The following is a 22,904-nucleotide window of genomic DNA, read 5'->3' as shown; positions in this document are numbered from 1 at the left end:
GACACATGGCCACCGTGCCGCACAACCCGTCGCTCCGCTCGCCCCAGACGCCGCACACCCCGTCGCTCCGCTCGCCTAAGACTTCGCGTGCCGCGATCGTCGCCGCCGCCCGCACCGCGATCGGCACGTCCCGCCGCGGCACGCTGGCGAACGTGCCGGCCATCGAGTTGGCCAAGCCCGTGGTCTCGGCGGTCATCGAACGCTCCGGGCTCGACCCCGCCGACTTCGACGACTTCGTCCTCGCCGAGAGCATGCAGGGCGGCGGCGACAGCGCCCGCTACATCGCGGTGGCCCTCGGCCTCGTCGACATTCCCGGGATCGCGGTCAACCGCCAGTGCGCGTCGAGCCTCTCGGCGATCGCCGTCGGCGCGGGTCAGATCGCGTCCGGGATGAGCGGCGCCATTCTCGCGGGCGGGATGGAATCGATCTCGACCGGACCCATCATGCAGAAGCGCAAGCCGTTCACGACCGGCAAGTCGCCGGAGGACTACGCGCAGTGGTTCCCCGAATCGCACCCTCCGACCGCCGAAGCGCCCGCGATGGACATGTCGATCACGGTCGCCCACAACTGCAACGTGCAGTACGGAATCACCCGCGAGCAGCAGGACGAATGGGCACTGCGTAGCCATCAGCGCGCGATCAAGGCCATCGACGCGGGCTCCTTCGTCGACGAGATCGTCCCGATCGAGGTCCCCCAGGCCGACGGCAGCACCATCACCTTCGCCGTCGACGAGCATCCCCGGCGCAGCACGTCGATGGAGTCGTTGGCCGGGCTCAAGGTGCTGCACCCCGAGATCGACGGCTTCACGGTGACCGCGGGCAATTCCTCGGGCATCAACGACGCCGCCGCGGTCGTCGCCCTCGCCGCGCCCGACACGACCCAGGAGGTGCTCGCACACGTCCTGTCGTGGACGCAGGTCGGGCTCGACCCCACGCGTACCGGCAGCGGGCCGATCAAGGCCATTCCCAAGGCTCTGGAACTCGCCGGCCGCAAGCTCGAGGACGTCGCGCTGTTCGAGATCAACGAGGCGTTCGCCGCGCAGGCGGTGGCGTGCGCGCGGGAGCTCGAACTCGACGAGGAGATCGTCAACGTGTACGGCTCGGGCATCAGCCTGGGGCATCCCATCGCCGCGACCGGCGCCCGCATGGTCACCTCCGCGATCCACGAATTGCGTAGGCGCGGAGGCGGTATCGGCGTGCTCTCGATGTGCGCCGGCGGCGGCATGGGGGCCGCGATGGTCATCGAGGTGGCGTGAGATGACGACGCTCATCGCCGAGGGCCTGTTCCGGATCGACGACGACCGCGCGGTGCTCCAGGCATCGCGGCGGCGTTCGTCGGGCGTGGTGAAGTTTCCCGCCGAGCGGCCAGAACTCTTCGACGGCGATCCCCAGGTCCAGGAGGACATCGAGGCGGTCGAACTCTCCACCGAGGGGACACTGTTCACCTACACCACCCAGCAGTTCCCACCTCCGCTGCCCTACAAGGGGATTCGCGATCCCAAGGTCTTCACACCGTACGTCGTGGGTTTCGTCGAGCTGCCCGAAGGGGTGCTCGTCGAGTCGTTGATCGTCGACACCACCGCCGACGAACTCGCCATCGGCCAGCGACTGGTGTCGACCACCACGACGTTGGAGACCGAGGACGGCCGGTCGTTGACGACCTTCGCGTTCCGCCCGCAGGGATAGCCGTCGCGGCGTGACCGATCTGGGCGTCCCGTCGTTCGGCCTGCATCCGCTGCACGGCAGGCACGAACCGACGACCCACAACCCGCCCCGGCGTCCGCGATCGGCGCGCCGTACCACGTCGATCGACATGACCCGCAGCGACGGGTCACTGGATCCGGTTCACCTGAGTGGTGCGGCGCGTGACGTCTGGACCGAATCCGACGGCAGTGCAACGCCATTGGCCACCTCCGGGTTGTCGGCGACCATCGAATTGATCGCGCGGGTCGTGCGTCGGGTCGAGGTCACCCCGCCGGTCGACGCGGTGTCCTTGCTCTGCGGCGCGCCGGCGATGAGCGGGTTCCGAGCCGCCGCCGACGAGGTTGCGCCGTGGCTGCGGGCAACCCGGGATCTGCGGTACACGCTGCTCGACGACGTCCCCGTGGCCACCTTGATCTCCGGTCACGCACTGTCGGCCTCCGGCGTCCTCGAGGACGTCGCGACGTCGGGCTATCTCCCCGTCGCAGACCAGTGCGCCGGCTTCGCCACCGGTGGATTGCTGATGAACTCGTTCGAGGCGGGCGATCCGGTGGTCGTGACCGGCCCCGAGGCACCCGATCTCGACCACGACGACGACCCAGACGCCTGGCACCCCATGGCGGAACTCCCGCGCCACGGCATGCGCCGACTGCGCCGGATCGACGTGTTCGACGCCGTGGACGGCAGCATCGGCATCGACGCGATGTTCCGGGATACCTACGTGCGAGCCGACGGGGTCGAGACGATCATCCACGAGTACACCCTCGACGTCGCCGTCGATCCCGAGACCGCGGTCATCCTGGACTCTCGCGCGATCCCACGCGTGCTGCCGTGGCAGGAGTGCCCCGGAGCGGTCGCCAGCGCCGAGCGCATCGAAGGAATGACGTTGAGCGAACTACACTTTCGGGTCCGGCAGGAACTGTCCGGCACCAGCACGTGCACGCATCTCAACGATCTGCTGCGCAGCGTCGCGGACGCGGGCGCGTTGATCGGCGTCCTGCAGAAGGCGTAGCGTCAGCGCGGGCCGGGTGTGGCGTCGCCGAGTTCGTCGGGATCGGCAGGCGGCGTCGACGCCTCGGGTTCGGTTGGCGTGGCCGCCTTCGTGGCGTCGTCGGCCTCGTCGAGGGACGCCTCGTCCGTGATCGGTTGGCTGGTGTCGAAACCTGACATGTCGCACTCCTCTACGTGTGGTGGTCCGCCGTGCAGTCATGGGATATCCACAATTCCCCAGTCCAATCCCCTTGGGAGGAACTGGGATTCCCGTCAGCGCGCCATGGCGGTGATCATCTCGGCGACGACGGCGACCATCTCGTGACGTTCGACGGCGACCGTCTGGCGGTGGACCGTCTGCCACGCGCGGTCCAACAGCCCCATCACCGCAACGCCGACGACGTCCGGTGAGTGCGCATCGGCACCGGCAATCGCATGGCCCAACTTCCACGACGCCCGGCTCACCATTCGGTTGCGAGACAGGCGGAATGCCTCGTCGTCGGGTGCCGACTGGGCCGAGGCGAGCACGAATGCGCCATGGCGGTCCATGTAGTCGAAGTAGTGCCCCACCCAGTTTCGGACGTCGGCGGGCGTGAACGGCTCCTCGGCATTCGCCCACTCCGCGATGACGGCGAGGACGTCGTGGTACGCCGTCTCGCCCAGGACGTTGAAGATCTCGCGCTTGTCCTTGAAGTAGGTGTAGAAGCCGGCCCGCGAGATGCCACACGCCTCGGTGATCGCGTTGATGGGGGTGCCGGCATAGCCACGTTCGAGGAACAGCCTGCGACTGGCCTCGAGGATTGCCGAACGGGTCCGCTCACCGCGTCCGACGTCGGCAGTCCGAGCTGCCAGGTCGCCCGAGGTGGTGGTCATGGCAGCCACAGTAGATGACACTGCCGTCAAGTGCAATCGGTGCAGATGGAATCACTTTCGGGCGCACTCCGAAATCGTACTTGACACAACTGTCAAGTTGCCGCATGCTCGATTTCGGCCCCCCTGTCAGGAAGCGAGAGGCACCCCGATGACCCAGTTCACCGACGCACCGATCTTCGATGCCGACCAGCACATGTACGAGACCCCCGATGCGCTGCTGAAGTACCTGCCCGAGAAGTACAAGTCCAAGGTTCAGTACGTGCAGATCGGTCGGCACACCCGCATCGCGATCCTCAACAAGATCACCGACTACATGCCCAACCCGACGTTCGATCGGGTGGCCGCGCCCGGCGCGCACGAGAGGTTCTACTCCGGTCAGAACCCCGAGGGCCTGACGATGCGGGAGATGTCCGGCCGCGGCATCGACACGCCCCCGGGTGCGCGCAATCCCGAGGATCGCATCGCCGAACTCAACGGACAGGGCGTCGACTCCTGCATCAACTACCCGACGCTGGCCAACCTCGTCGAGCACTCCTCGGCCGAGGATCCCGAGCTGACGGCCGCCATCATCCACTCGCTCAATCAGTGGATGCTCGAGCACTGGGGCTTCAGTTACGAGAATCGGATCTACTCGACCCCGGTCATCAACCTCGGCATCGTCGACGAGGGCCGCCGCGAGCTGGAGTACATCCTGGAGAACGGCGCCAAGGTCGCGCTCATCAAGCCGGCTCCGGTCAAGGGCTACAAGGGGTGGCGCTCCCCGGCGCTGCCCGAATTCGACCCGTTCTGGCGCGACGTCGAGGCCGCCGGACTGCCGATCGTCCTGCACGCGAGCCAGCCTCCGCTGCAGGAGTACATCGAGATGTGGGAGCCCGCCGACACGAGCAACGCCTTCGAGATGTCGGCGTTCAAGTGGACCGCACTGGGCCACCGCGAGATCGCCGACATGCTCACCAGCCTGATCTGCCACGGCACGCTGACGAGGTTCCCCAAGTTGCGCATCGCGAGCGTGGAGAACGGAAGTGCTTGGATCAAGCCGCTCTTCGACGATCTCGAGATGACCTACAAGAAGATGCCGCAGAACTTCCCCGAGCACCCGCACGACGTGTTCCGTCGCAACTGCTGGGTGAGCCCGTTCTGGGAGGGTTCGGTGGCCGACGTCGTCGAGACCGTCGGCTGGGACAAGGTCATGTTCGGCTCGGACTGGCCGCACCCCGAAGGCCTGGCCACCCCGAAGGGCTACTGGAAGTACGCCGAGGGCATGGACGTGCGTCGCACCTATGACTTCATGGGTGACAACGCCCGCCGCTTCATGGGACTGCCGCTGGCCAACCCCGATCCCTCCGCGGTCAAGCCCCCGGAATTCGCCCACGCCGGCGCCTGATTCCATCCGCGAGCAGACGCAAAAGCGCCGTGAGAGGGCCTATTTCGGCGTATTTGCGTCTGCTCGCGCGGTCGAGGCCGCGTGCCGGATGAGCGCGAAGGCGTCGACCATCGCGTCGGTGACCTCGTGGGGATCGTCGAACGTGGCGTCGTCGGCCAACACCGAGACGTTGAGCTGGTCGACGTAACTCCAGACGGTGATGTTCACCCCGACCCCGAAGGTGAGGGGCCCGACGGAGAGGATCTCGGTGACGGGCGCCCCCGCGATCCGACCCGGCTCGCGCGGTCCCGGCACGTTGGACACCGGCACGTTGATCAGTTTGTTGGGCGACTCACCGGTGCCGATGCGCCGAAACATCCACTCCGTCAACGTCGGTGGGGCATAGCTCGACCATCGGCTGACGAGCTCGGGACCGAGCAGCGTGGCGTTCTCCTTGCCGATCGTCGCCCCGATGCGCGCCAGCCGCACCCACTCGAGCGGATCGTCGACCTGAACGGGCAGCGACACCACGACCGTCCCCAGCTCGTTGCCCGAGATCCGGTCCGGCGAGGCGTCGATGCTCATCGGGACTCCGCACAGTAGGGGCTCCTCGGCCTGGCCGTCGTACGTCATCAGCAGCGAACGAAGCGCCCCGGTAGTGACGGCGAGCACCATGTCGTTGATGGTGACCCCGAGTCGTTTGCCGATGCTCTTCACGTCGGCGAGCGGGAGCGTGACGCTGGCGAAGGTGCGACCGGGCGCGACCACGTGGTTGAGAAACGTCCGAGGCGGATGGAAGTTACGGGCCAATCCGGTTGCCGACCGCGACTTTCGGCGCACCCGGCGTATTCCGGCCGCGGTGTCCCACACCAGTCGCGGCAGTTCCACGAGGTGGTCGACGTGGTCACGCAGCGCCGACCCGACGAGTCGAGCCTGCGACGGGGTGGGATCTGCGGAGTAGTCGTCGCGCTCGGACTGCGGAGCATTCGGCAGATCCAAACCGAGCGCCATCAGATTGGCCGAGGCGACCCCATCGGCGAGTGCGTGGTGAACCTTCCCGATGATGGCGAATCTGTTGTCCGCCATACCCTCCACGAAGTGGAACTCCCACAGCGGACGGCTGCGGTCGAGCGGAATGCTGGCAACGGCTCCGATCGCGTCGTCCAGCTCGCGCCGCCCACCGGGCGGGCCCACCTGCAGGCGACGGAGGTGATAGTCGAGATCGACGTCGCAGTTCTCCAACCACATCTCACGATGGAGGCGACCGGGAATGGTGACGAGGCGGTACCTCAGCGGCTCGAGCAGGTGCAGTCGTCGCGCGAGCGTCTGGCGGAATCGGTCGAACCCGAAGTCGTCGCATTCCGATGCATCCACGACGGCGATCTTCACGGTGTGCTGGTGCAGGTTGGGCGTCTCGTTGTAGAGCAGGACCGCGTCCCAGCCGCCCAGTCGCTTCACAATTCCTCCCGACCCCAGCTCCACCCGTAGGTACGGGAGTACCCGCCCTGTGGCGTGGGTAACATCTAAACATCTATCGATATCGAGGGCAGGAGGCCCGAGTGACCCCGTCTGACAGGGACTCGTCGGTCATCGCCACGTGGGACCCCGTACTCACCGAACGGTTGAGGGGCATCATCCGACCGGTGATCGAGGGCCGGCACCGCGCGCAGGTCCGCGGGCGGGGTTGAGCCCGTGGGTATCGCCGATCGCGTCAGGACGACCGCGGGACTTCTCGGAACGCTGGTGAGCGCAGGGCTCATCGCACCGATGCGACCCGATAGATATCTGCGGATGGGGCGCGCCGTGCGACGCGAAGGTGTCTCTGCCGCTACGGGATTCGCCATCAGCGCGCAACGGTGCCCGGACCGTCCGGGGTTGATCGACGAGCGCGGCACACTGACGTGGCGGGAGCTCGACGAGCAGAGTAACGCGCTGGCCGCGGCACTACAGGACCTGCCCGCAGGCGCGCCGCGAGTGGTCGGCATCATGGCGCGCAACCACCGCGGGTTCGTGCAATCCCTCGTCGCGGCGAACCGGATCGGCGCCGACGTCCTGCTCCTCAACACGTCCTTCGCCGGGCCCGCCCTGGCGGAAGTGGTGGCGCGCGAGGAGGTCGACGCCGTCATCTTCGACGAGGAGTTCACACCCTCGATCTCCGAAGCTCTTTCGGAGCGGCCCAACGCCGCGCGCATCGTCGCCTGGACGGACGAGCCCGGCGCGCACGCCGTCACGGTCGACGGCCTCATCAGCGGGCACGCCGGCCAGCGCCCGTCACCGACCGACCGCCAGTCGAAGCTCGTTCTGCTGACCTCGGGTACCACGGGATCACCCAAGGGGGCCAAGCATTCCGGCGGCGGTCCCGACGCCCTCGTGTCGATCCTCGACCGGACCCCCTGGCGCGCAGAGGAGGTCGTCGTCATCGTGGCCCCGATGTTCCACGCGTGGGGGTTCGGTCAGCTGGCCTTCGCCGCCCTGATGGCGTGCACCGTCGTCACCCGCCGCCGGTTCGACCCAGAGGCCACCCTCGCCCTCGTCGACGAGCACCAAGCCACGGGGTTGTGCGTCGTGCCCGTCATGTTCGACCGCATCGTCGAACTCCCCGACGACGTGCGCGCCCGATACAGCTGCCGCTCTCTGCGATTCGCCGCCGCCTCCGGTTCACGGATGCGCCCCGACGTGGTCATCGCGTTCATGGACCAGTTCGGCGACGTCATCTACAACAACTACAACGCCACCGAGGCGGGCATGATCGCCACCGCGACGCCAGCGGACCTCCGCGCCGCCCCGGACACTGCGGGCACCCCCGCAACCGGCACCGAGATTCGCATCCTCGGCCCCGACTTCCAGGATCTGCCCGCCGGCGAGACGGGCACCATCTACGTTCGCAATTCCACCCAGTTCGACGGCTATACCTCGGGCGCCACCAAGGACTTTCGGGACGGTTTCATGTCCTCCGGCGACGTCGGCCATCTCGACGATGCGGGCCGCCTGTTCGTCGTGGGCCGCGACGACGAGATGATCGTCTCCGGGGGCGAGAACGTCTACCCCATCGAGGTGGAGAAGGCGCTGTCGGGGCACGCCGACGTCCACGAAGCCGCGGTGCTCGGCGTCGACGACGCGCAGTACGGGCAACGGCTGGTCGCGTTCGTCGTCCTCGCCGACGGTGCGGCCGCGACGCCCGAAGACCTCAAGGCTCACGTCCGGAGGAACCTCGCGAACTACAAGGTGCCAAGGACCATTACGGTGCTCGACGAACTCCCGCGCGGCAGCACCGGAAAGATCGTCCGCCGAGAGCTCCAGGCTCTCGTCGAGCCGGACTGACCATCAGTCGCTGGCAGGCAGTGGCTTGGCTTCCTTGATCACCAACGGCGTGGTGCCCACGCTGAGGGAACCGGCCCCCGCCTTCGTGACGAGGACTTCGGCGTCACCGTCGTCGACGTAGCGCTTGCCCATCGTCGTGCCATCGGCGAAATTCGCGTCGGGGGTCAATCCCTCGGGCCGGTCGGCGTCGAGCGCCAGCATCGGCTGCCCGCCACAGCGAAGGTCGTCGAGGCTGGCGGCGGCTTTGACGACGATGATCTGGGTGTCGCAGACCTGGCTGCGGAGTCGCGTGCCGTTCTTGATCATGCTGTGTTCCTTTACTTCTCGGCACGTGCGTCGTGCAGGCTGGCGATGATGTCGCGCCGGAGGAGCTTACCGGTCGCATTGGTGGGCAACTCGTCGCGAAACACGACCCGGTCCGGCGTACGGGATCCGCGCAGCAGCGTGCGGACGTACTCGCGCAACTCGTCGGCATCGGGCTCGACGCCTTCGGCGGGAACGACGACGGCGACGATCGCCTGGCCCCACTGCGGATCCGGAACTCCGACCACGGCAACCTCGTGAACGTGCGGATGCTCGACGAGGACGTCTTCGAGCTCGGCGGGGGCGATGTTCTCACCGCCGCGGATGATGGTGTCATCCGAACGCCCGGTGATGAACAGATAGCCCTCCTCGTCGAGCATCGCGATGTCCTTCGTCGGGAACCACCCGTGCTCGTCGAGCACCGATCCGACGCCGGTGTACTTGCCGGACACCTGCTCTCCGCGCACGAAGAGTTCGCCCGGCTGACCGGGGCCGAGCACGGCACCGGTGTCGTCGCGGACCTCGACTTCGATGCCGGGCACGGTCTGACCGACTGAGCCCAGCCGCCGGGCGATGGTGGCGTCCTCATTCCCGTGCGCGGTGCGATGGTCCTCGGGTGTCAGCACCGCAATCGTGGAACTGGTCTCCGTCAGGCCGTAGGCGTTGACGAATCCCACCTCGGGCAGGAGTTCCAGCGCTTTGCGCACCAGCGGTAGACCAACCTTCGAGCCGCCGTACGCCAGGTTGCGCAGTGACGGCAGGGCCGTCGGCTCCCGCTCCAGCGCACGGACGATGCGGTCGAGCATGGTGGGCACGACGGTCGCCGTCGTCACCTTCTCGCTGGCGACCAGCCGCACCCATTCGCCGGGGTCGAAGTTGGTCAGGTACACCATCTTTCGGCCGGCGTACAGATTGGACATCGCGGCGTTGACCCCGGCGATGTGGTAGGGCGGAACACAGATCAGCGCCGCGTCATCGGGGTCGGCCGCGCCATACTCGACGGTGCCGGTGATGTAGCTGGTGAGGTTGCCGTGCGACAGCTCGACCGCCTTGGGCTTGGACGTGGTGCCCGAGGTGAACAGGACGATCGCGACGTCGTCGGGATCGGCGAACTCGACGACCGGTTCTGCCGTCCGTGCGGCGGCCAGGAACTGCTCCGACGTCTGCAGCCGATCGTCGCTCGCCACCATGTCGCGGTAGCGATCGTCGACGATCACGAACGGATCGGGCAGCCGGTCCACCAGTTCTCGAATGGCCTCCGCGCTGAGGCGGTAGTTGATGGGCGTGTAGGGCTTGGCGGCACGCGCCGCGGCGAAGATCAGCAGCGGCTGCATCACGCCGCCCGCGCCGACGTAGACGACGTGCTGGGCGCCCGAGGCCGCGATCACGCCCGCTCCCCCGTCGGCCAGGCCGCTGAGCTCGCTCGTGGTGAACCGTCGATCACCGTCGACCACCGCCACGCGATCGGGGTCGCCGGACTCAGCCATCTCCAGCAGTAGCGAAATACTCAAGGGTCCTCAGCCTTCATTGCGACGGCGCCGTCTCGGGCGCCCGATGATTCTAGCGTCACGCCATCGAATCAGATATATAGTTATAGGCTTAGAGACATCGTCGTCAACGCGGAGCAGTCCGGAGGGAACCCCATGAGCAGCGCGCCCGACATCGCCATCATCGGCGTCGGACTCCATCCTTTCGGGCGTTACGAGGACAGATCGGCGCTGGAGATGGGCGCGGTCGCCATCAGTCGCGCGCTGCGCGACGCCGGGGTGCAGTGGTCTGCCGTCGGCAGCCTGTACGCCGGTTCTCTCGAGGTGTCCAACCCCGAGGCCGTGACCGGGCTCGCGGGCATGACCGGGATTCCCGCCAGGGCGACGCTCAGCGGGTGCGCGACCGGCAACTCGCTGCTCACGCTGGCGGCGCGCGACGTCCAGTTGGGCGAGGCGGACATCGCGGTGGGCGTGGGGCTGGACAAGCATCCCCGCGGCGCCTTCGGCGCGGACCCCTCGGTATCGGGGTTGCCCCAGTGGTACGGCGATCAAGGCATGTTCCTGACGACCCACTACTTCGGCACCAAGATCATGCGCTACATGCACGATCACGGCATCAGCGAGGAGACCCTCGCCCGCGTGGCCGCCAAGAACTTCGACAACGGAGCCCTGGCGCCCCACGCCTGGCGGCGCAAGCCGATGAGCGTCGAGGCCATCCTGAGCTCTCCGTTGGTGAATGCTCCACTGCGCCAATTCATGTACTGCAACCCCAATGAGGGCGCGGCCGCCGTGGTGGTGTGCCGCGCGGACAAGGCCACGCAGTACACCGACCGTCCGATCTACCTGCGCGCCACCGCGTTGCGCTCCCGACAGGAGGGTGCCTACGAGCTGTTGCGCACCTCGATCGAGCTGCCCATCGTGCCGGGGACGACGGCGCAGGCCGCCCATGCCGCCTACGAGATGGCCGGGATCGGACCCGAGGACGTCGACGTCGCGCAGCTGCAGGACACCGACTCGGGTTCGGAGATCATCCACATGGCCGAAACCGGCCTGTGCAAGGACGGCGAGCAGGAGGCCCTCCTCGCCGACGGCGTGACCACGATCGGCGGCCGGCTCCCGGTCAACACCGATGGCGGACTGCTGGCCAACGGCGAGCCGGTCGGCGCCTCCGGCCTTCGCCAGGTCTACGAACTCGTACAACAACTTCGGGGTACCGCAGGTGACCGCCAGGTACCCAACGATCCGCGGGTTGGGCTCGCCCAGCTCTACGGGGCGCCGGGCACGGCCGCGGTCGCCATTCTTTCGAGATAGGCCGACGAGGGGAGCACCACCGATGACCGACGTTCACGCCGACTCACGACCACGTGCCGAGGTGGACCTCGACCACCACTCACCGGCGTTTCGCGAGGATCCTCACGCCCGCTTCCGGAGCATGCGTGAATCGGGTTGTCCGGTGGCGTATTCCGATCACTATGAGGGCTTCTGGGCGCTCGTCGACTACGCCTCGGTGTTCGACGCCGCACGCGACGACGCGCTCTTCAACTCCTTCCCGTCGGTCGGCGTACCCGCCAGCGAGATGCCACTGCCGATCCTGCCGATCGAGTCGGATCCACCGGAGACCCAGGAATTGCGCGAGGTCACGCTCAAGCGTTTCTCACCAGGTTCGGCGGAGCGGTTCCGCGAGGCCGCGATCGAGATGACCAACGAGGCGATCGACGCCTTCATCGAGCGCGGTGAGTGCGATCTGGTCGGTGAACTGACCACACCCCTGCCCGCCCGCCTGATTCTGCGCCTGCTCGACTTCGACGAGTCGCGGCACATGGACTGGGTGCGGTGGGTGCACAGTACGGTGCACGACCGCGCCCACGATCCGGAGAAGGCCGGAGTCGCGGGCATGGAGATGTTCGGCGAGATCGTCAAGCACATGGAGCGGCGTCGCGCCGACGGGCTCGGCGACGACCTGTTCAGCGACATCCTGCGGGGCACCCTGAACGGCACGCCGCTCGATGACGGTCAAATCACGATGTACACCGTGTTGATGATGCTCGGCGGGATGGACACCACCAGTGGCTTCACCGGCAACGTGCTGCGGCGACTGTGCGAAGACCGCGCCCTACGTGAGCAATTCATCGCCGACCCGGGCCTGATCAAGAAGGGTACCGACGAACTGCTGCGGCTCTACACGCCGACTCTCGGACTGGCACGAACGGTCGCGCGGGACGCCGAATTCCACGGTCAGCCGCTGTGTCGGGGTGACCGGGCGATTCTGATGTGGGCGGCGGCCAACCGTGACCCCGCGGTGTTCGAGAACCCCGACCAGTTGGACCTCGCGCGTGCCAATGCCAAGAAGCAGATGGCCTTCGGCGTCGGCATGCACCGCTGCCTCGGTTCGCACTACGCCAAGATGATGTTCGACGTCATGCTGACCCAGATCCTGCGACGACTGCCCGACTTCGAACTGGCGGAGGAACCCCAGCTGTTCGACGACGCCGGCGAGGTCTATGCCGTGCGCGCACTGAAGGTCCGATTCACTCCCGGCCGACGGATGAACTGAGACCGCGCAGCCCGACTGCGGCAAAAGTTGGAGCGCGCGCCATCTAATTGGTTAAATGTTTAGAACTTAAGAGCGTATGACGGGAGATGCGGTGACGGCAGGCACGATCGCCGAGCTGCTGGACGAGTGCGCCGACACGCGACCGGACCGCCCCCTGCTGCTCGACGTCACGGGAGCGGCGCTGACGACGTGCGAGGTCGCCGCGCTCTCCTCCGCCGCCACGCGCTGGCTGTGGGAGGCGGGCGTGCGACCGGGCATGACCGTCGCCTGGCAGTTGCCGTCGACGGTCAACGCGGCGCTGCTGATGTTGGCTCTGGCCCGCGCACCCGTCGTCCAGGCGCCGGTGCTGCACCTCTACCGGGCGCGGGAGGTGCACGTCACCCTCGACGTCGCTGGCGCGGACCTGCTGCTCGTCGACGTGTCGACCGCCGCCAACGCCCCGGCGGGCATCCGCACCGTCGTGGTCCCCGACGACCTCGTCGAGCGCCTCGAAGTCTCGATGCGATCACCACATCCCGAACTCAGCGGTCCGCTCGATGCCCACGAACCCAGTTGGGTGTACTTCACCTCGGGGACCATGGGCACTCCCAAGGGGGTCCGACACACCGACGTCAGCCTGCTGAGCGCCTCGCGCGGATACGTCGCGCACGTCGGGTTGGGCTGGCACCCCGAGGAAGTCGGCACGATCGCGTTCCCGATCGCCCACGTCGGCGGAATGGTGTACCTGGCCGCCGCGCTGCTCGGCGACTTCCCTGTGCTCCTGGTTCCGAAGGTGACCGCCGACGAGCTGCCCCGGCTGCTCGCCGAGCACCGCGTCACCGTGACCGGCGCCAGTACGGCGTTCTACCAGATGCTGGTGTCCGCTCAAATGTCCACGGCGACAGACGAACTGCTGGTGCCCACACTGCGCATGCTGATCGGCGGCGGCGCGGCGTGCCCGCCCGAGGTGCACCGGCAGGTGCGCGAACACCTGAAGATCCCGGTCGTGCACGCCTATGGCATGACCGAGGCACCCATGATCTGCGTCAGTGAGGCCGCAGACACCGAGGAGCAGTTGGCCAACAGCACCGGTCGCCCCATCCCGGGCTCCGACGTTCGCATCAGTGCGACCGGCGAGATCGAGTTGCGGGGCGGCAATCTCACCCCGGGGTATCTGGACCGGGCCCAGTGGGAGGCCGCCAGGACCGAGGACGGCTGGTTTCGCAGCGGGGACCGCGGCTACCTCCGGCCCGACGGGCGGATCGTCGTCACGGGTCGCACGAAGGACCTCATCATCCGCAAGGGTGAGAACATCGCGCCCGACGAGATCGAGAACGAACTGCTGGCCCACCCCCTCATCGACGAGATCGCCGTCGTCGGCCAACCGGACGAGGTGCGCGGCGAATTGGTGTGCGCGGTCGTGCGACGGTCACCCCGGCACCGCGACGTCACGCTCGACGAGGTCTGCGCGTTCCTCGACGAACGCGGGCTGATGAAGCAGAAGTGGCCGGAGCGGTTGGTCGTCGTCGACGAGTTCCCGATGACCGGACTGGGCAAGGTCGCGAGGTCCGAACTCGCCAAAACCATTGCAGGAGGCGGCACATGACGGCGTTGGCAGACGACGAACGCCGGGAGCTGGCGCAGTCCGTGCGTTCCGCCTGTGAACGTCTGGCACCCGAGGAGAGGGTGCGCGCCGTCGCCTACGCTGACGGTGCCGGCTTCGACACCGCGCTGTGGGACGTGCTCTGCAATCAGGTCGGCATCGCCGCCATCGCGCTGCCGGAGGAGTTCGGCGGCGCGGGCTACGGCACGTCGGCGCTGGGCGTCGTCGCTCACGAATTGGGGCGCGTGCTCGCGCCCGTGCCCTTCGTCAGCTCCACGGTGCTGGCGACCGGGCTGCTGCTCGATCTGGCCGACCACGACCCCGATGCGGAGAAGCGGCTCACCGCGCTCGTCGAGGGACGGCGCACGGCAGCAGCCGCACTCACCGGAGACGGCGGCGTGTGGCGCAGGTCGGCAATCACGCTGCACGCCAAGCAGTCCGCCGGCCAGTGGCGCGTCGACGGCACCGTGCGCCACGTGCTCGGTGGCGCCGCGGCCGACGACGTCGTCGTCGTCGCCAACGCCGACGGCGAGCCCGCGGTCTTCCTCCTCGACGCCGGGGGCGACGGCGTCGACGTGCACTCCGAACGGGTACTGGACGGCACCCGACCGATGGCCACCATCACGCTGAGCGGGGCGTCGGCCACCCGCATCTCCTGGGACGGGCCGATCGACGACGTCGTGCAGCGCAACGTCGACGTGGCTCTCGCGGTGCTGTCGGCCGAACAGGTCGGCGCCTGCGAGCGGGTGCTCGAGATCGCCACCGCGCACGCGCGCACCCGCGAGCAGTTCGGTCGTCCGATCGGCGGCTTCCAGGCCGTCAAGCACAAGTGCGCCAACATGCTCGTCGACCTCGAATGGGCACGCTCGGCGTCTCAGGCCGCACTCCAGGCGTGCGACACCGACGACCCCACCATCGCCGAGGAGGCGCCGTGGCGCGCCAGCATGGCCAAGGCGGTGTGCTCGGAATCCCTGCGCAACGCCGCGGCCACCAACGTGCAGATTCACGGCGGCATCGGCTTCACCTGGGAGGACCCCGCACACCTCTACCTCCGGCGGGCGCGAACCGACGAAGTGGTGCTCGGCTCCCCCGCCCAGCATTGGGACCGGCTGGCCGCGGTGACCAACCTCCTCGGCGGACGGTGACCAGTGGCCAGCTCTTCTGAAGGAGTCTCGGTGACGGCCTCCCCCGACCTCGTCGAGGACATCGGCGCCCTCCGCGCGCAATTTCGCGAATTCCTCACCAGCGCACCGAAACCCGCCGGGTTGCGGAACTACGGACCCACGCCCACTGCCCACGACGTCGAGCCGGGCCGTGCGTGGCACCGGTATCTCGCCGATCACGGTTACACATGCCTGGACTGGCCGCTCGAATTCGGCGGTGCCGCAGCGTCGGTTGCGTATCAGGCCGTCTTCGCCGAGGAGTGCGCCCGCGCAGGTGTGCCCCGCCAACTGAACATCACCGGCGTCGATCTGGTGGGTCCGGTACTGATCGCCTTCGGCAGCCCCGAGCAGAAGGAGCGCTATCTGGAGCCGATCCGGCTCGGCGACGCCGTCTGGACGCAGCTGTTCTCCGAGCCGGGCGCGGGCTCGGACCTCGCCGGCCTCCGCACTCGCGCCGAGCGTACGGAGAACGGTTGGCGCATAGAGGGTCAGAAGGTGTGGAGTTCGGCGGCCGCCTCGGCGGACTACGGCTTGCTGCTGGCGCGCACGGGTCCCGACAGGTATCGCGGCCTGTCGATGTTCGTCCTGCCGATGGACACCCCTGGCGTGACGGTGCGGCCGCTGATCCAGATGGACGGTGAGAGCAAGTTCAACGAGGTGTTCTTCGACGGCGCCGAAGTCGGAGACGACGCGCTCGTGGGTGACGTGGGGCAGGGTTGGGCCGTCGCCATGGTGACGCTCGGCCGCGAACGGTTGACGCTGGGCACCCAGGCCGTGTCGATGTTTCGACTCCACGAGCGCATGGTGGATGCGGCGCGCGAACACGATCTCCTCGACCCGGTGTTGGGGCGGTCGATGACGAAGCTGTGGTCTCGAATGTGGCTGCTGCGCTACACCTGGCAGCGCGCGATCGCGTCGGGTGATCTGACGTCACCGGCGTTCTCGGTGCTCAAGCTGATGACCTCGGAGACCGATCAGGACCTCGGCGACATGGCCACCGAGGTGCTCGGGGTGGACGCCTGCGTCGACCCTGCGGACGACGAACTGGTGCACCACATGCTCGTCGGTCGAGCCCAGACCATCCTGGGCGGCACCAGCGAGATTCAGCGCAACATCCTCGGGGAGCGGGTCTTGGGGCTCCCCAAAGAACCGCGATGAGCGCTTGCGCGAAGAGCCGAGTATCCCGATGAGCGCTTGCGCGAAGAGCCGAGTATCCCGATGAGCGCTTGCGCGAAGAGCCGAGTATCCCGATGAGCGCTTGCGCGAATAGCCGAGTATCCCGATGACGATGCGATTGACGGCTACCGCCCTGGAGGGTGCGCTGCGGCGAGCGTTGCGCCCCGGGATGACGCTGGCACTCGGTGATGGCGTGGGCACGCTGTGCCGCCTCGACGACGACGCATCAGTGGGAGCGTCGCTGAGCGCGGTCGCGCGCGAGGTGGGTGGGATCCGTCTGATCGTGGGTTGGCTGCCGACGCCCGTCGACGGGTTGGACGCCGACGCCTTCGCCGAGGTGGTGGCGCTGATGCCGGGGTGGGGCGTGCGCGACGTCTTGCGCAGCCCCACCGCGCGCTTCCTGCCGACGCGGTTGGCCGCGATCCCTGCGCTCGTGGCCGACGTGTTGCGGCCCGACGTGCTGCTCACCCGACTGGTGCGTCGTGACGGCCGGTTGCAGTTCGGCAGCGAGGTGTCCTGGCAGCGCGCGGTGTTCGACTCCGGCACGCGGACTTTGGGTGTCGTCGACGCCAGGGCGCCCGCTGCGGCCGCCGGACCCGCGCTCGACGACTCCGAGGTCGAGGTGCTCGGCACGGTGCGATTCGGCCTGACGAAGGTGCCGCAGCGCGATCCCGAACCGCTGCACGACGCGCTCGCCGATCACGTGTTGCGGTTGATCCCGGCTGGTGCCCGTCTGCAGTACGGGCCGGGTCAGCTCGGGACGGCGCTCTTGCGACGCGCGCAGGTGCCGTTGCGGATCGATACCGGCATGCTCACCGACGCCGTGGTCGACCTCGACAAGAACGGTCTGCTCGAGGGAACGCCGTCGGCGACGTACCTCTTCGGTGGTGACGAGCTGTATGACTGGGCCGACGGCCGCGCCATCCTGCACGGCGTCGAACACACCCATGACCTCACCCGACTGTCGCGCGGAGTGCCGTTCGTCGCGGTGAACACCGCCATCGAGATCGATCCCTACGGCCAGGTCAACGTCGAAGGCATCGGCGAGAAGGTGTTCGGCGGCATCGGCGGTCACCCGGACTACTGCACCGCCGGCCGACTCAGCGAAGGCGGCCTGTCGATCATCGCCGTGCCGTCGCGCGTCAACGGAAGGCCACCCCTGGTCGAGCGACTCAGCCGACCGGCATCGACCCCGGCACACGACGTCGACGTCATCGTCACCGAGCGCGGTCACGCGGATCTGCGCGCGGCCAGTTGGTCGGAGCGTCAGCGCCTGATCGCCGAATTGTTCTCGTGATGAAGGAGATTGCCGAAGATGTCTGAAGGTCCGCTGACCGGCAAGGTCGTCCTGGTCACCGGGGGCGGTCGCGGGATCGGCCGTGCACACTGCCTCGAGCTGGCGCGCCAAGGCGCCGCGGTCGTCGTCAACGACCCGGGGGTCGGCACCGACGGCTCCAGCGGTGACGGCTCGGGGCCGGCGGCCGACGTCGTGGCCGAGATCGAGTCGACCGGCGGAAAGGCCATCGCGCACACCGGTTCCGTCTCGGCCTGGGCCGACGTCGCCGACATGATCTCGGCGGCCGTCGACACGTTCGGGTCGCTGACCGGGGTGGTGAACAACGCCGGGATCCTGCGGGATGCCATGGTCGCCGTCGCCACCGAGGCCGACTGGGACGCCGTCATCGCGGTACACCTCAAAGGCACGTTCGCCGTCACCCGGCACGCCTGCGAATACTGGCGGGCCCAGTCCAAGGCGGGCAATCCGATCGACGCACACGTCGTCAACACCGTGTCGGGAGCCGGGCTGTGGGGCAACGTCGGGCAGAGCGCCTACGGCGCCGCCAAGGCCGCCATCGCCAATCTGACCGTGGTGACCGCGCTCGAAGCGCAGCGATACGGTGTTGCGGTCAATGCGATCTCACCGTTGGCGGCCTCCCGGATGACCGCCGACGTGTTCGCCGACCGCGCCGACGATCCCGCTCTGGATCCCGCCCGCAGCTCGGCAGTGGTCGCCTGGCTGCAATCCGCGCAGTCGTCCTGGTTGACGGGACAGATCCTACGGATCAACGGTGGCAAGCTGACACGCATCCAGGGCTTCACCGAGGCACCTGGCGCGTACTACGCGAAAGATGGTGCTGCGCTGACGTTCTCGGAGCTCAGCCAGGCCGTCAGCTGGCTGTACGGTACGTCACCGCGCGGACTGGTCGGGCCGCTGCCCGCCACGTAGACGAGACACCCGATGGGAGTGCCATGACACTGGAGGAATTGCTCGCGCGAGAATCCGTGCGCGACACCTACGCCCGCTACAACCACGCGGGTGACCGCGGGCGCCTGGCGGAGTTGGCCGAGTGCTTCACCGAGGACGGTGTGCTCGAGGTCAAGGATCGCTTCAGCGCACACGGCAGAAGCGAGATCGCGGCCACGCTCGGCGAGGTGGCCGCTCAGTTCCCCCGCACGGACGCGCCGCCGCCGGGCACGCATCACATCATGCGGCACTACGTCGCCAACCTGCTGTTCACCTCGATCGCGCCCGACCGGATCACCTCGGACGCCTATTTCGCGGTGTTCCTGGTCGACGCGGTCGACCACTGGGGTCGCTACCGCGACGAGTTGGTGCCGGTCGATGGCCACTGGTTGTTCGCCCGGCGTCGGGTCTCGATCGACGGGAAGCGGCCGGGGTCGACGGCGTGAGTCAGGGCGCCCCGCCGGTCAGCCGCTGGCCGGGCCGAACGACACGTCGCACTCTGATGCCTGGCAGGTGACGCTCGGCAAGTTCGTAATCGTTGTCGTCATGAAGAATGACGAGATCCCGCGCCGCCGCGATACCGCAGATCAGCAGGTCGACAACGGATAGGGCACGCACTGCACCCGACCCCGCGAGTCGGTGCTGTGCTGAATCCATCCATCGCCATACCGATTTCGGCAACGGCACGTCGGGGTAGACATCGCGAAACATCTCGTTCATTTCATCGAACTCGGCACGATTCCGGGCTGACCGGCGGAACTCGGCTCGTTGCGGTTCACACGAACCAATGGCGCCACTGACGAGCGAGGAGTGCCAGGCCTCGGTGAGTTCCGGGGTGACGCTGCAGACGCCACACTGCAGATGAGTTCACCAAGAACGAGATCAAGCCCCGACGGTCTTTTCGGCGGCACGTACGGCAAGACTGCTCTCGTAATCCCAGTTCTTTGACTGCTCGCGAGACCCGGCCAGGGCCTCGATACGGCGAAAACGCTCGACGAAATCGCGCATCGCGAGGTTTACGGCATCCTTCTTGGTGCGCACACCGGCGATCCGCATGACTTCGGCCAGCGCTTCATCGTCGAGGTCGATTTGTGTCACCGCCACCTGAACACTCCAACTGTTGGCAATGTATCAACTTGGCATTCATTACCAACATACCGTGACTCCGCGTTACGGGGTTCTTCATCTCAGGGCGCCCCGCCGTCGGCGAAGATGGTCTGCCCGGTGACGAAGGCAGCGACGTCCGACAGCAGGAAGGCGATCAAGGCACCGATCTCGTCCGGCTGGCCGGGCCGCCCGAGGGCAGCGTCGAAGCCGAAGTCCTCCACCAGCGCCCGCTCCAGCGCCTCCTCGTAGGGGTAGCCCTTGCTCTCGGCGACATATCCCCGAATGGCATGCAGCGCATCGGTTTCCACTGCCCCCGGTGCCACGCTATTGGCGCGGATGCCCGCCTTGCCGTGCGTGCGGGCGATGCCTCTGGTGAACGTGGCGACCGCGGCCTTGAGGCTGGCGTACGGAAGTCGCGGCTCGTGCGGCGAGCGCGCCGAGTAGGCCGCCGTGGTGACTATCGCGCCGCCGTTGACCGTCAGGTGCGGCAGCGCGGCCTGCACGCTGCGCGTCGTGGCAAGCAACACGTCGCGGAACGCCGTCTCCCAGGCGTCGTCATCCGAGTCGATGGGCATCATGCCCGCGGTGCCCATCGTGATCGCGATGCCGTCGAGCCTGCCAAGGATCCGAACCGCCTCCTCCACCGCGGCCACGGCCGCTCCGGGTTGACTCACGTCGGAGGACAGTCCATGCGCCGCCGCGGCACCCGCGGCGGCGACGTCCTCGGCAGCCCGTTTCGCCCGGTCGGCATCGCGTCCGACCAGCACGACGGAGGCGCCCTCGCGCGCCAGTGCCCGCCCCGCCGCCAGCCCCATGCCCGCCGTTCCACCGACGACGACGTACCCCTTGCCCACCATCTGAAGATCCACCGGTCACACCCTCATCGCGCGAAGAAGCTCAGCGGGCGCTCGACGAACTCGAACACCACGCCGTCGGGTGACCGCAGGAACGAGATGTGCAGGCCCTCGATCTTCGTGCCCGGCAACGGACACCACACCGGATCACCCATGCGCTGAACGTGATTCGGCAGCTCGGCCATCGCGGCGTGGACGTCCTCGACGCGCAGCGCCGCGCGGTAGAGACCCTGGCGATTGCCACCCCACGGCACCGGATCCTTGCCACGGGTGTCGGGATGCTGAACGACGCACAGACTGAACTGCTGAGCGTCCTCGGCGAGCACATACCGTGCGACGACGCATTCCTCCGGCTCCGCTGAGCCGCCCGGTGTGAGTCGATCGGTAGCGATCTTCGCCGCGGCGGGGGCCTCGACCTCGATGAAGCCGATCGCCGTCAGGAACTCCCCCGTGGCGACGGCGTCGATGGCGGCGATGCGGATGCCGGCGAACAGCGCACCCGGCTTGTCGCTCGGCGCCTCGGCGATTTCGACGACCACGCCATCGGGATCGACCAAGAGCACCGCCTCGGCGCCCGAGATCAACCCGTCGACGGCGTCGCTCGTGGCGATGTCGCTCTCGCGCAGGGTCGCGATGGTGGCGTCGAGATCGGCGACGGTGAGCAACGCCGATCGAATGCCCGGCCGGGTCGGGTCGGTGCTCGAATCCTGCGCGAGCTTCGGATCGAAGTACTCGATGGCCTCGAGGGCACACCCGCCGCGACCGCCCCGCGAATCGTAGAGAAACGATGTCGCACAGAAGGTTTCGCCGTCGAGGCCCAGGATGCTGCCGTCGGTGGCGACGCTCGGATCGGTCCGCATCCGTGCCGAGAGACCGAGCCTGGCCGCGTAGAGACCCTCGGTCGCATCGAGCGATGCGCAGTTCAGGTTGACGTGCAGGAAGCGTCGGGCGAGGTGGTCAGACCCCACTACAGCACGACCGAGTCGATCTTGAACTGAATGATCTCGTCCTCACTGAATCCGAGTTCGGCCAGGAGCGCGTCGGTGTGCTCCCCGTGTTCTGGGGCGCGGTCCAACGTCAGCGGTGTCTCGTCGTACTGCACCGGGCTGGCAGCGAGGGCGAACTCGATGCCGCTGGTGTTGGTGGCGTGCGGCAGGTAGCCGTTGGCGATGACCTGGGGGTCACTGTGTACCTCGTGCGCCGTGTGCATGACGTCCCACACCCCGTCGAACCCGGCGAACGCCTTCTCCCAGTGGGACAGATCCTGCCCCTCGAACGCCGATCGGATCTCGGCGATGCACTCCTTGCGATTGGCGAAACGCACTGCCGCACTGGCGAAGCGCTCGTCGCCGATCAAGTCGGTTCGGCCGAGCCTGGTGCAGAAGTCCGACCAGAACCGGTCGGCCTGCAGCAGCACGAACGCGATGAAGCGGTTGTCACGGGTCTTGTAGATGCTGGCCACCGGGTTCGGCATCTCCGCGAGGTCGAACTTCGGGATGTCCTGACCGGTGACGCCCGATCCGACGATGTCGGGTCCGAGTTGCCAGATGGCGGCGTTCAGCAGAGACACGTCGACCACTGAGGGTTCACCGGTGCGCTCGCGCTTCAGCAGTGCCGCGGCGATGCCACCGGCGATGGCCAGCCCGCCGTAGGAGTCACCGAATGCCGGCCGCTGGATCGGCGGATAGGACCCCTTGCCGTCGGAGTACGCATCGGCGATGCCGCCGCGCGCCCAGTACGCGGCGAGGTCGAAACCCCCCTGGGAAGCCAAATCGCCCTTGGTGCCGTACCCGTGACCCCTGGCGTAGATGATCTTGGGGTTGCGGGCCCGCACCTGATCGACGTCGATTCCCATGCGCGCCCGGGAATCCGGGAGGAGGTTGGTGACGAAGACGTCGGCGGTCTCGATCAGCTTCATCAACAGCTCGAGACCTTCCGGGGACGAGGTGTCCAGGCCGATGCTGCGCTTGCCCCGGTTCGGCTGCTCGATGAAGTGGTTCACACCGCCCGCGCCGGTGACGAGCCCGGAGCTGATCAGCCCCCGTTGGGGGTCGCCGGTCTCGGGATGCTCCACCTTGATGACGTCCGCACCCCAGTCGGCAAGGACGGCACCGGCCGCGGGGACGAACGTCCACGCCGCCAACTCGACGACACGGATTCCGCTGAGAATGTCAGACATTGGTTC

22 protein-coding genes and 2 pseudogenes are annotated in these 22,904 nt (G+C 67.7%); 14 read left to right on the top strand and 10 right to left on the bottom strand.

The genetic code is table 11. The features are described from left to right. Nucleotides 1-5 precede the first annotated feature (5 nt). The 3 genes from G6N60_RS08135 to G6N60_RS08125 are packed head-to-tail and all read left to right on the top strand — an operon-like array spanning nucleotide 6 to nucleotide 2,713. Complete coding sequence (locus G6N60_RS08135) at nucleotides 6-1,256, top strand: thiolase family protein (protein ID WP_246240445.1); 1,251 nt, start codon at nucleotides 6-8, stop codon at nucleotides 1,254-1,256. Between the two features lies 1 nt (nucleotide 1,257). Continuing rightward, nucleotides 1,258-1,686: a Zn-ribbon domain-containing OB-fold protein gene (locus tag G6N60_RS08130; RefSeq protein ID WP_163735040.1), complete on the top strand. Its 429-nt coding sequence runs from the start codon at nucleotides 1,258-1,260 to the stop codon at nucleotides 1,684-1,686. A 10-nt stretch (nucleotides 1,687-1,696) separates the two neighbouring features. Then, nucleotides 1,697-2,713, top strand: coding sequence for a DUF2889 domain-containing protein (locus G6N60_RS08125; RefSeq protein WP_179969664.1), 1,017 nt, complete (start codon nucleotides 1,697-1,699; stop codon nucleotides 2,711-2,713). A gap of 2 nt (nucleotides 2,714-2,715) precedes the next feature. On the opposite strand, the gene G6N60_RS28120 is transcribed toward G6N60_RS08125, so the two are convergent. Both G6N60_RS28120 and G6N60_RS08120 read right to left on the bottom strand, forming a co-directional pair. Continuing rightward, nucleotides 2,716-2,871: a hypothetical protein gene (locus G6N60_RS28120; protein WP_170312550.1), complete on the bottom strand. Its 156-nt coding sequence runs from the start codon at nucleotides 2,869-2,871 to the stop codon at nucleotides 2,716-2,718. A 93-nt stretch (nucleotides 2,872-2,964) separates the two neighbouring features. Beyond that, nucleotides 2,965-3,564, bottom strand: a complete 600-nt coding sequence (locus G6N60_RS08120) for a TetR/AcrR family transcriptional regulator (RefSeq protein WP_163735035.1) — start codon at nucleotides 3,562-3,564, stop codon at nucleotides 2,965-2,967. Nucleotides 3,565-3,712: 148 nt separating this feature from the next. Between G6N60_RS08120 and G6N60_RS08115 the strand changes: the two genes are divergently transcribed. Next, on the top strand, nucleotides 3,713-4,948 hold the full coding sequence (locus tag G6N60_RS08115; RefSeq protein ID WP_163735033.1) for an amidohydrolase family protein: 1,236 nt from the start codon (nucleotides 3,713-3,715) through the stop codon (nucleotides 4,946-4,948). Nucleotides 4,949-4,987: 39 nt separating this feature from the next. On the opposite strand, the gene G6N60_RS08110 is transcribed toward G6N60_RS08115, so the two are convergent. Beyond that, the gene (locus G6N60_RS08110) at nucleotides 4,988-6,385 is read right to left on the bottom strand and encodes a WS/DGAT/MGAT family O-acyltransferase (protein WP_163735030.1); all 1,398 of its coding nucleotides are present in this window, start codon (nucleotides 6,383-6,385) and stop codon (nucleotides 4,988-4,990) included. A gap of 101 nt (nucleotides 6,386-6,486) precedes the next feature. Here G6N60_RS08110 and G6N60_RS28865 point away from each other — a divergent pair, with 101 nt between their 5' ends. Both G6N60_RS28865 and fadD12 read left to right on the top strand, forming a co-directional pair. Continuing rightward, nucleotides 6,487-6,615: a hypothetical protein gene (locus G6N60_RS28865; RefSeq protein ID WP_263992102.1), complete on the top strand. Its 129-nt coding sequence runs from the start codon at nucleotides 6,487-6,489 to the stop codon at nucleotides 6,613-6,615. Nucleotides 6,616-6,619: 4 nt separating this feature from the next. After that, a complete protein-coding gene (gene fadD12, locus G6N60_RS08105) occupies nucleotides 6,620-8,248 on the top strand; it encodes an acyl-CoA ligase FadD12 (RefSeq protein ID WP_170312549.1) in 1,629 nt (542 codons plus the stop codon). A gap of 3 nt (nucleotides 8,249-8,251) precedes the next feature. Here fadD12 and G6N60_RS08100 read toward each other — a convergent pair whose 3' ends face one another. Together G6N60_RS08100 and G6N60_RS08095 are read right to left on the bottom strand one after the other, a co-directional pair. After that, entirely contained in the window at nucleotides 8,252-8,554 is a 303-nt protein-coding gene (locus G6N60_RS08100) for a hypothetical protein (RefSeq protein ID WP_163735027.1), read from the bottom strand. 11 nt (nucleotides 8,555-8,565) lie between these two features. Further along, nucleotides 8,566-10,062 carry a class I adenylate-forming enzyme family protein gene (locus tag G6N60_RS08095; RefSeq protein WP_163735024.1) on the bottom strand — a complete coding sequence of 499 codons (1,497 nt, stop codon included), beginning with the start codon at nucleotides 10,060-10,062 and terminating at the stop codon, nucleotides 8,566-8,568. A gap of 132 nt (nucleotides 10,063-10,194) precedes the next feature. On the opposite strand from G6N60_RS08095, the gene G6N60_RS08090 reads away from it, so the two are divergent. The 8 genes from G6N60_RS08090 to G6N60_RS08060 all read left to right on the top strand — a co-directional run bounded on the left by G6N60_RS08090 (nucleotide 10,195) and on the right by G6N60_RS08060 (nucleotide 19,204). Continuing rightward, nucleotides 10,195-11,349: a thiolase family protein gene (locus G6N60_RS08090; protein ID WP_163735022.1), complete on the top strand. Its 1,155-nt coding sequence runs from the start codon at nucleotides 10,195-10,197 to the stop codon at nucleotides 11,347-11,349. Between the two features lie 22 nt (nucleotides 11,350-11,371). Then, complete coding sequence (locus G6N60_RS08085) at nucleotides 11,372-12,592, top strand: cytochrome P450 (protein ID WP_163735018.1); 1,221 nt, start codon at nucleotides 11,372-11,374, stop codon at nucleotides 12,590-12,592. Nucleotides 12,593-12,683: 91 nt separating this feature from the next. Continuing rightward, a complete protein-coding gene (locus G6N60_RS08080; protein ID WP_179969663.1) occupies nucleotides 12,684-14,177 on the top strand; it encodes a class I adenylate-forming enzyme family protein in 1,494 nt (497 codons plus the stop codon). Further along, nucleotides 14,174-15,319 (top strand): acyl-CoA dehydrogenase family protein, encoded by a 1,146-nt coding sequence (locus tag G6N60_RS28520; RefSeq protein WP_246240442.1) that lies wholly within the window; start codon nucleotides 14,174-14,176, stop codon nucleotides 15,317-15,319. The genes G6N60_RS08080 and G6N60_RS28520 overlap by 4 nt, the downstream gene beginning before the upstream one ends. Before the next feature lie 30 nt (nucleotides 15,320-15,349). Further along, the gene (locus G6N60_RS28515) at nucleotides 15,350-16,495 is read left to right on the top strand and encodes an acyl-CoA dehydrogenase family protein (protein WP_246240440.1); all 1,146 of its coding nucleotides are present in this window, start codon (nucleotides 15,350-15,352) and stop codon (nucleotides 16,493-16,495) included. Between the two features lie 124 nt (nucleotides 16,496-16,619). Beyond that, entirely contained in the window at nucleotides 16,620-17,810 is a 1,191-nt protein-coding gene (locus tag G6N60_RS08070) for an acetyl-CoA hydrolase/transferase C-terminal domain-containing protein (RefSeq protein ID WP_372510940.1), read from the top strand. Nucleotides 17,811-17,828: 18 nt separating this feature from the next. Next, nucleotides 17,829-18,740, top strand: coding sequence for an SDR family NAD(P)-dependent oxidoreductase (locus G6N60_RS08065; protein ID WP_163735012.1), 912 nt, complete (start codon nucleotides 17,829-17,831; stop codon nucleotides 18,738-18,740). 23 nt (nucleotides 18,741-18,763) lie between these two features. After that, the gene (locus G6N60_RS08060; protein WP_163735010.1) at nucleotides 18,764-19,204 is read left to right on the top strand and encodes a nuclear transport factor 2 family protein; all 441 of its coding nucleotides are present in this window, start codon (nucleotides 18,764-18,766) and stop codon (nucleotides 19,202-19,204) included. Between the two features lies 1 nt (nucleotide 19,205). Here the strand turns inward: G6N60_RS08060 and G6N60_RS08055 are convergent. The 5 genes and pseudogenes from G6N60_RS08055 to G6N60_RS08035 all read right to left on the bottom strand — a co-directional run bounded on the left by G6N60_RS08055 (nucleotide 19,206) and on the right by G6N60_RS08035 (nucleotide 22,898). Further along, a pseudogene (locus G6N60_RS08055) lies at nucleotides 19,206-19,605 on the bottom strand (VapC toxin family PIN domain ribonuclease). 104 nt (nucleotides 19,606-19,709) lie between these two features. Further along, a pseudogene (locus G6N60_RS08050) lies at nucleotides 19,710-19,862 on the bottom strand (type II toxin-antitoxin system VapB family antitoxin); the annotation flags it as partial. Nucleotides 19,863-19,945: 83 nt separating this feature from the next. Continuing rightward, nucleotides 19,946-20,722 carry an SDR family NAD(P)-dependent oxidoreductase gene (locus G6N60_RS08045; protein WP_163743635.1) on the bottom strand — a complete coding sequence of 259 codons (777 nt, stop codon included), beginning with the start codon at nucleotides 20,720-20,722 and terminating at the stop codon, nucleotides 19,946-19,948. A gap of 23 nt (nucleotides 20,723-20,745) precedes the next feature. Beyond that, nucleotides 20,746-21,687: a VOC family protein gene (locus G6N60_RS08040; protein ID WP_163735004.1), complete on the bottom strand. Its 942-nt coding sequence runs from the start codon at nucleotides 21,685-21,687 to the stop codon at nucleotides 20,746-20,748. After that, nucleotides 21,687-22,898 carry a CaiB/BaiF CoA transferase family protein gene (locus tag G6N60_RS08035; RefSeq protein ID WP_163735001.1) on the bottom strand — a complete coding sequence of 404 codons (1,212 nt, stop codon included), beginning with the start codon at nucleotides 22,896-22,898 and terminating at the stop codon, nucleotides 21,687-21,689. The genes G6N60_RS08040 and G6N60_RS08035 overlap by 1 nt, the downstream gene beginning before the upstream one ends. Nucleotides 22,899-22,904 lie beyond the last annotated feature (6 nt).

It is taken from the genome of Mycolicibacterium madagascariense (assembly GCF_010729665.1).
In the GTDB taxonomy this organism is placed as follows: Bacteria; Actinomycetota; Actinomycetes; order Mycobacteriales; family Mycobacteriaceae; genus Mycobacterium; species Mycobacterium madagascariense.
This window is presented reverse-complemented; position numbering and strand designations above follow the sequence as displayed.

Excerpts from the sequence above, each read along its gene's own strand:
- G6N60_RS08135 (WP_246240445.1), top strand. The coding sequence starts at position 6 with ATGGCCACCGTGCCGCACAACCCGTCGCTCCGCTCGCCCCAGACGCCG.
- G6N60_RS08130 (WP_163735040.1), top strand. The coding sequence starts at position 1,258 with ATGACGACGCTCATCGCCGAGGGCCTGTTCCGGATCGACGACGACCGC.
- G6N60_RS28120 (WP_170312550.1), bottom strand. The coding sequence starts at position 2,871 with ATGTCAGGTTTCGACACCAGCCAACCGATCACGGACGAGGCGTCCCTC.
- G6N60_RS08120 (WP_163735035.1), bottom strand. The coding sequence starts at position 3,564 with ATGACCACCACCTCGGGCGACCTGGCAGCTCGGACTGCCGACGTCGGA.
- G6N60_RS08115 (WP_163735033.1), top strand. The coding sequence starts at position 3,713 with ATGACCCAGTTCACCGACGCACCGATCTTCGATGCCGACCAGCACATG.
- G6N60_RS08100 (WP_163735027.1), bottom strand. The coding sequence starts at position 8,554 with ATGATCAAGAACGGCACGCGACTCCGCAGCCAGGTCTGCGACACCCAG.
- G6N60_RS08090 (WP_163735022.1), top strand. The coding sequence starts at position 10,195 with ATGAGCAGCGCGCCCGACATCGCCATCATCGGCGTCGGACTCCATCCT.
- G6N60_RS08085 (WP_163735018.1), top strand. The coding sequence starts at position 11,372 with ATGACCGACGTTCACGCCGACTCACGACCACGTGCCGAGGTGGACCTC.
- G6N60_RS28520 (WP_246240442.1), top strand. The coding sequence starts at position 14,174 with ATGACGGCGTTGGCAGACGACGAACGCCGGGAGCTGGCGCAGTCCGTG.
- G6N60_RS08070 (WP_372510940.1), top strand. The coding sequence starts at position 16,620 with ATGACGATGCGATTGACGGCTACCGCCCTGGAGGGTGCGCTGCGGCGA.
- G6N60_RS08065 (WP_163735012.1), top strand. The coding sequence starts at position 17,829 with ATGTCTGAAGGTCCGCTGACCGGCAAGGTCGTCCTGGTCACCGGGGGC.
- G6N60_RS08060 (WP_163735010.1), top strand. The coding sequence starts at position 18,764 with ATGACACTGGAGGAATTGCTCGCGCGAGAATCCGTGCGCGACACCTAC.
- G6N60_RS08045 (WP_163743635.1), bottom strand. The coding sequence starts at position 20,722 with ATGGTGGGCAAGGGGTACGTCGTCGTCGGTGGAACGGCGGGCATGGGG.
- G6N60_RS08035 (WP_163735001.1), bottom strand. The coding sequence starts at position 22,898 with ATGTCTGACATTCTCAGCGGAATCCGTGTCGTCGAGTTGGCGGCGTGG.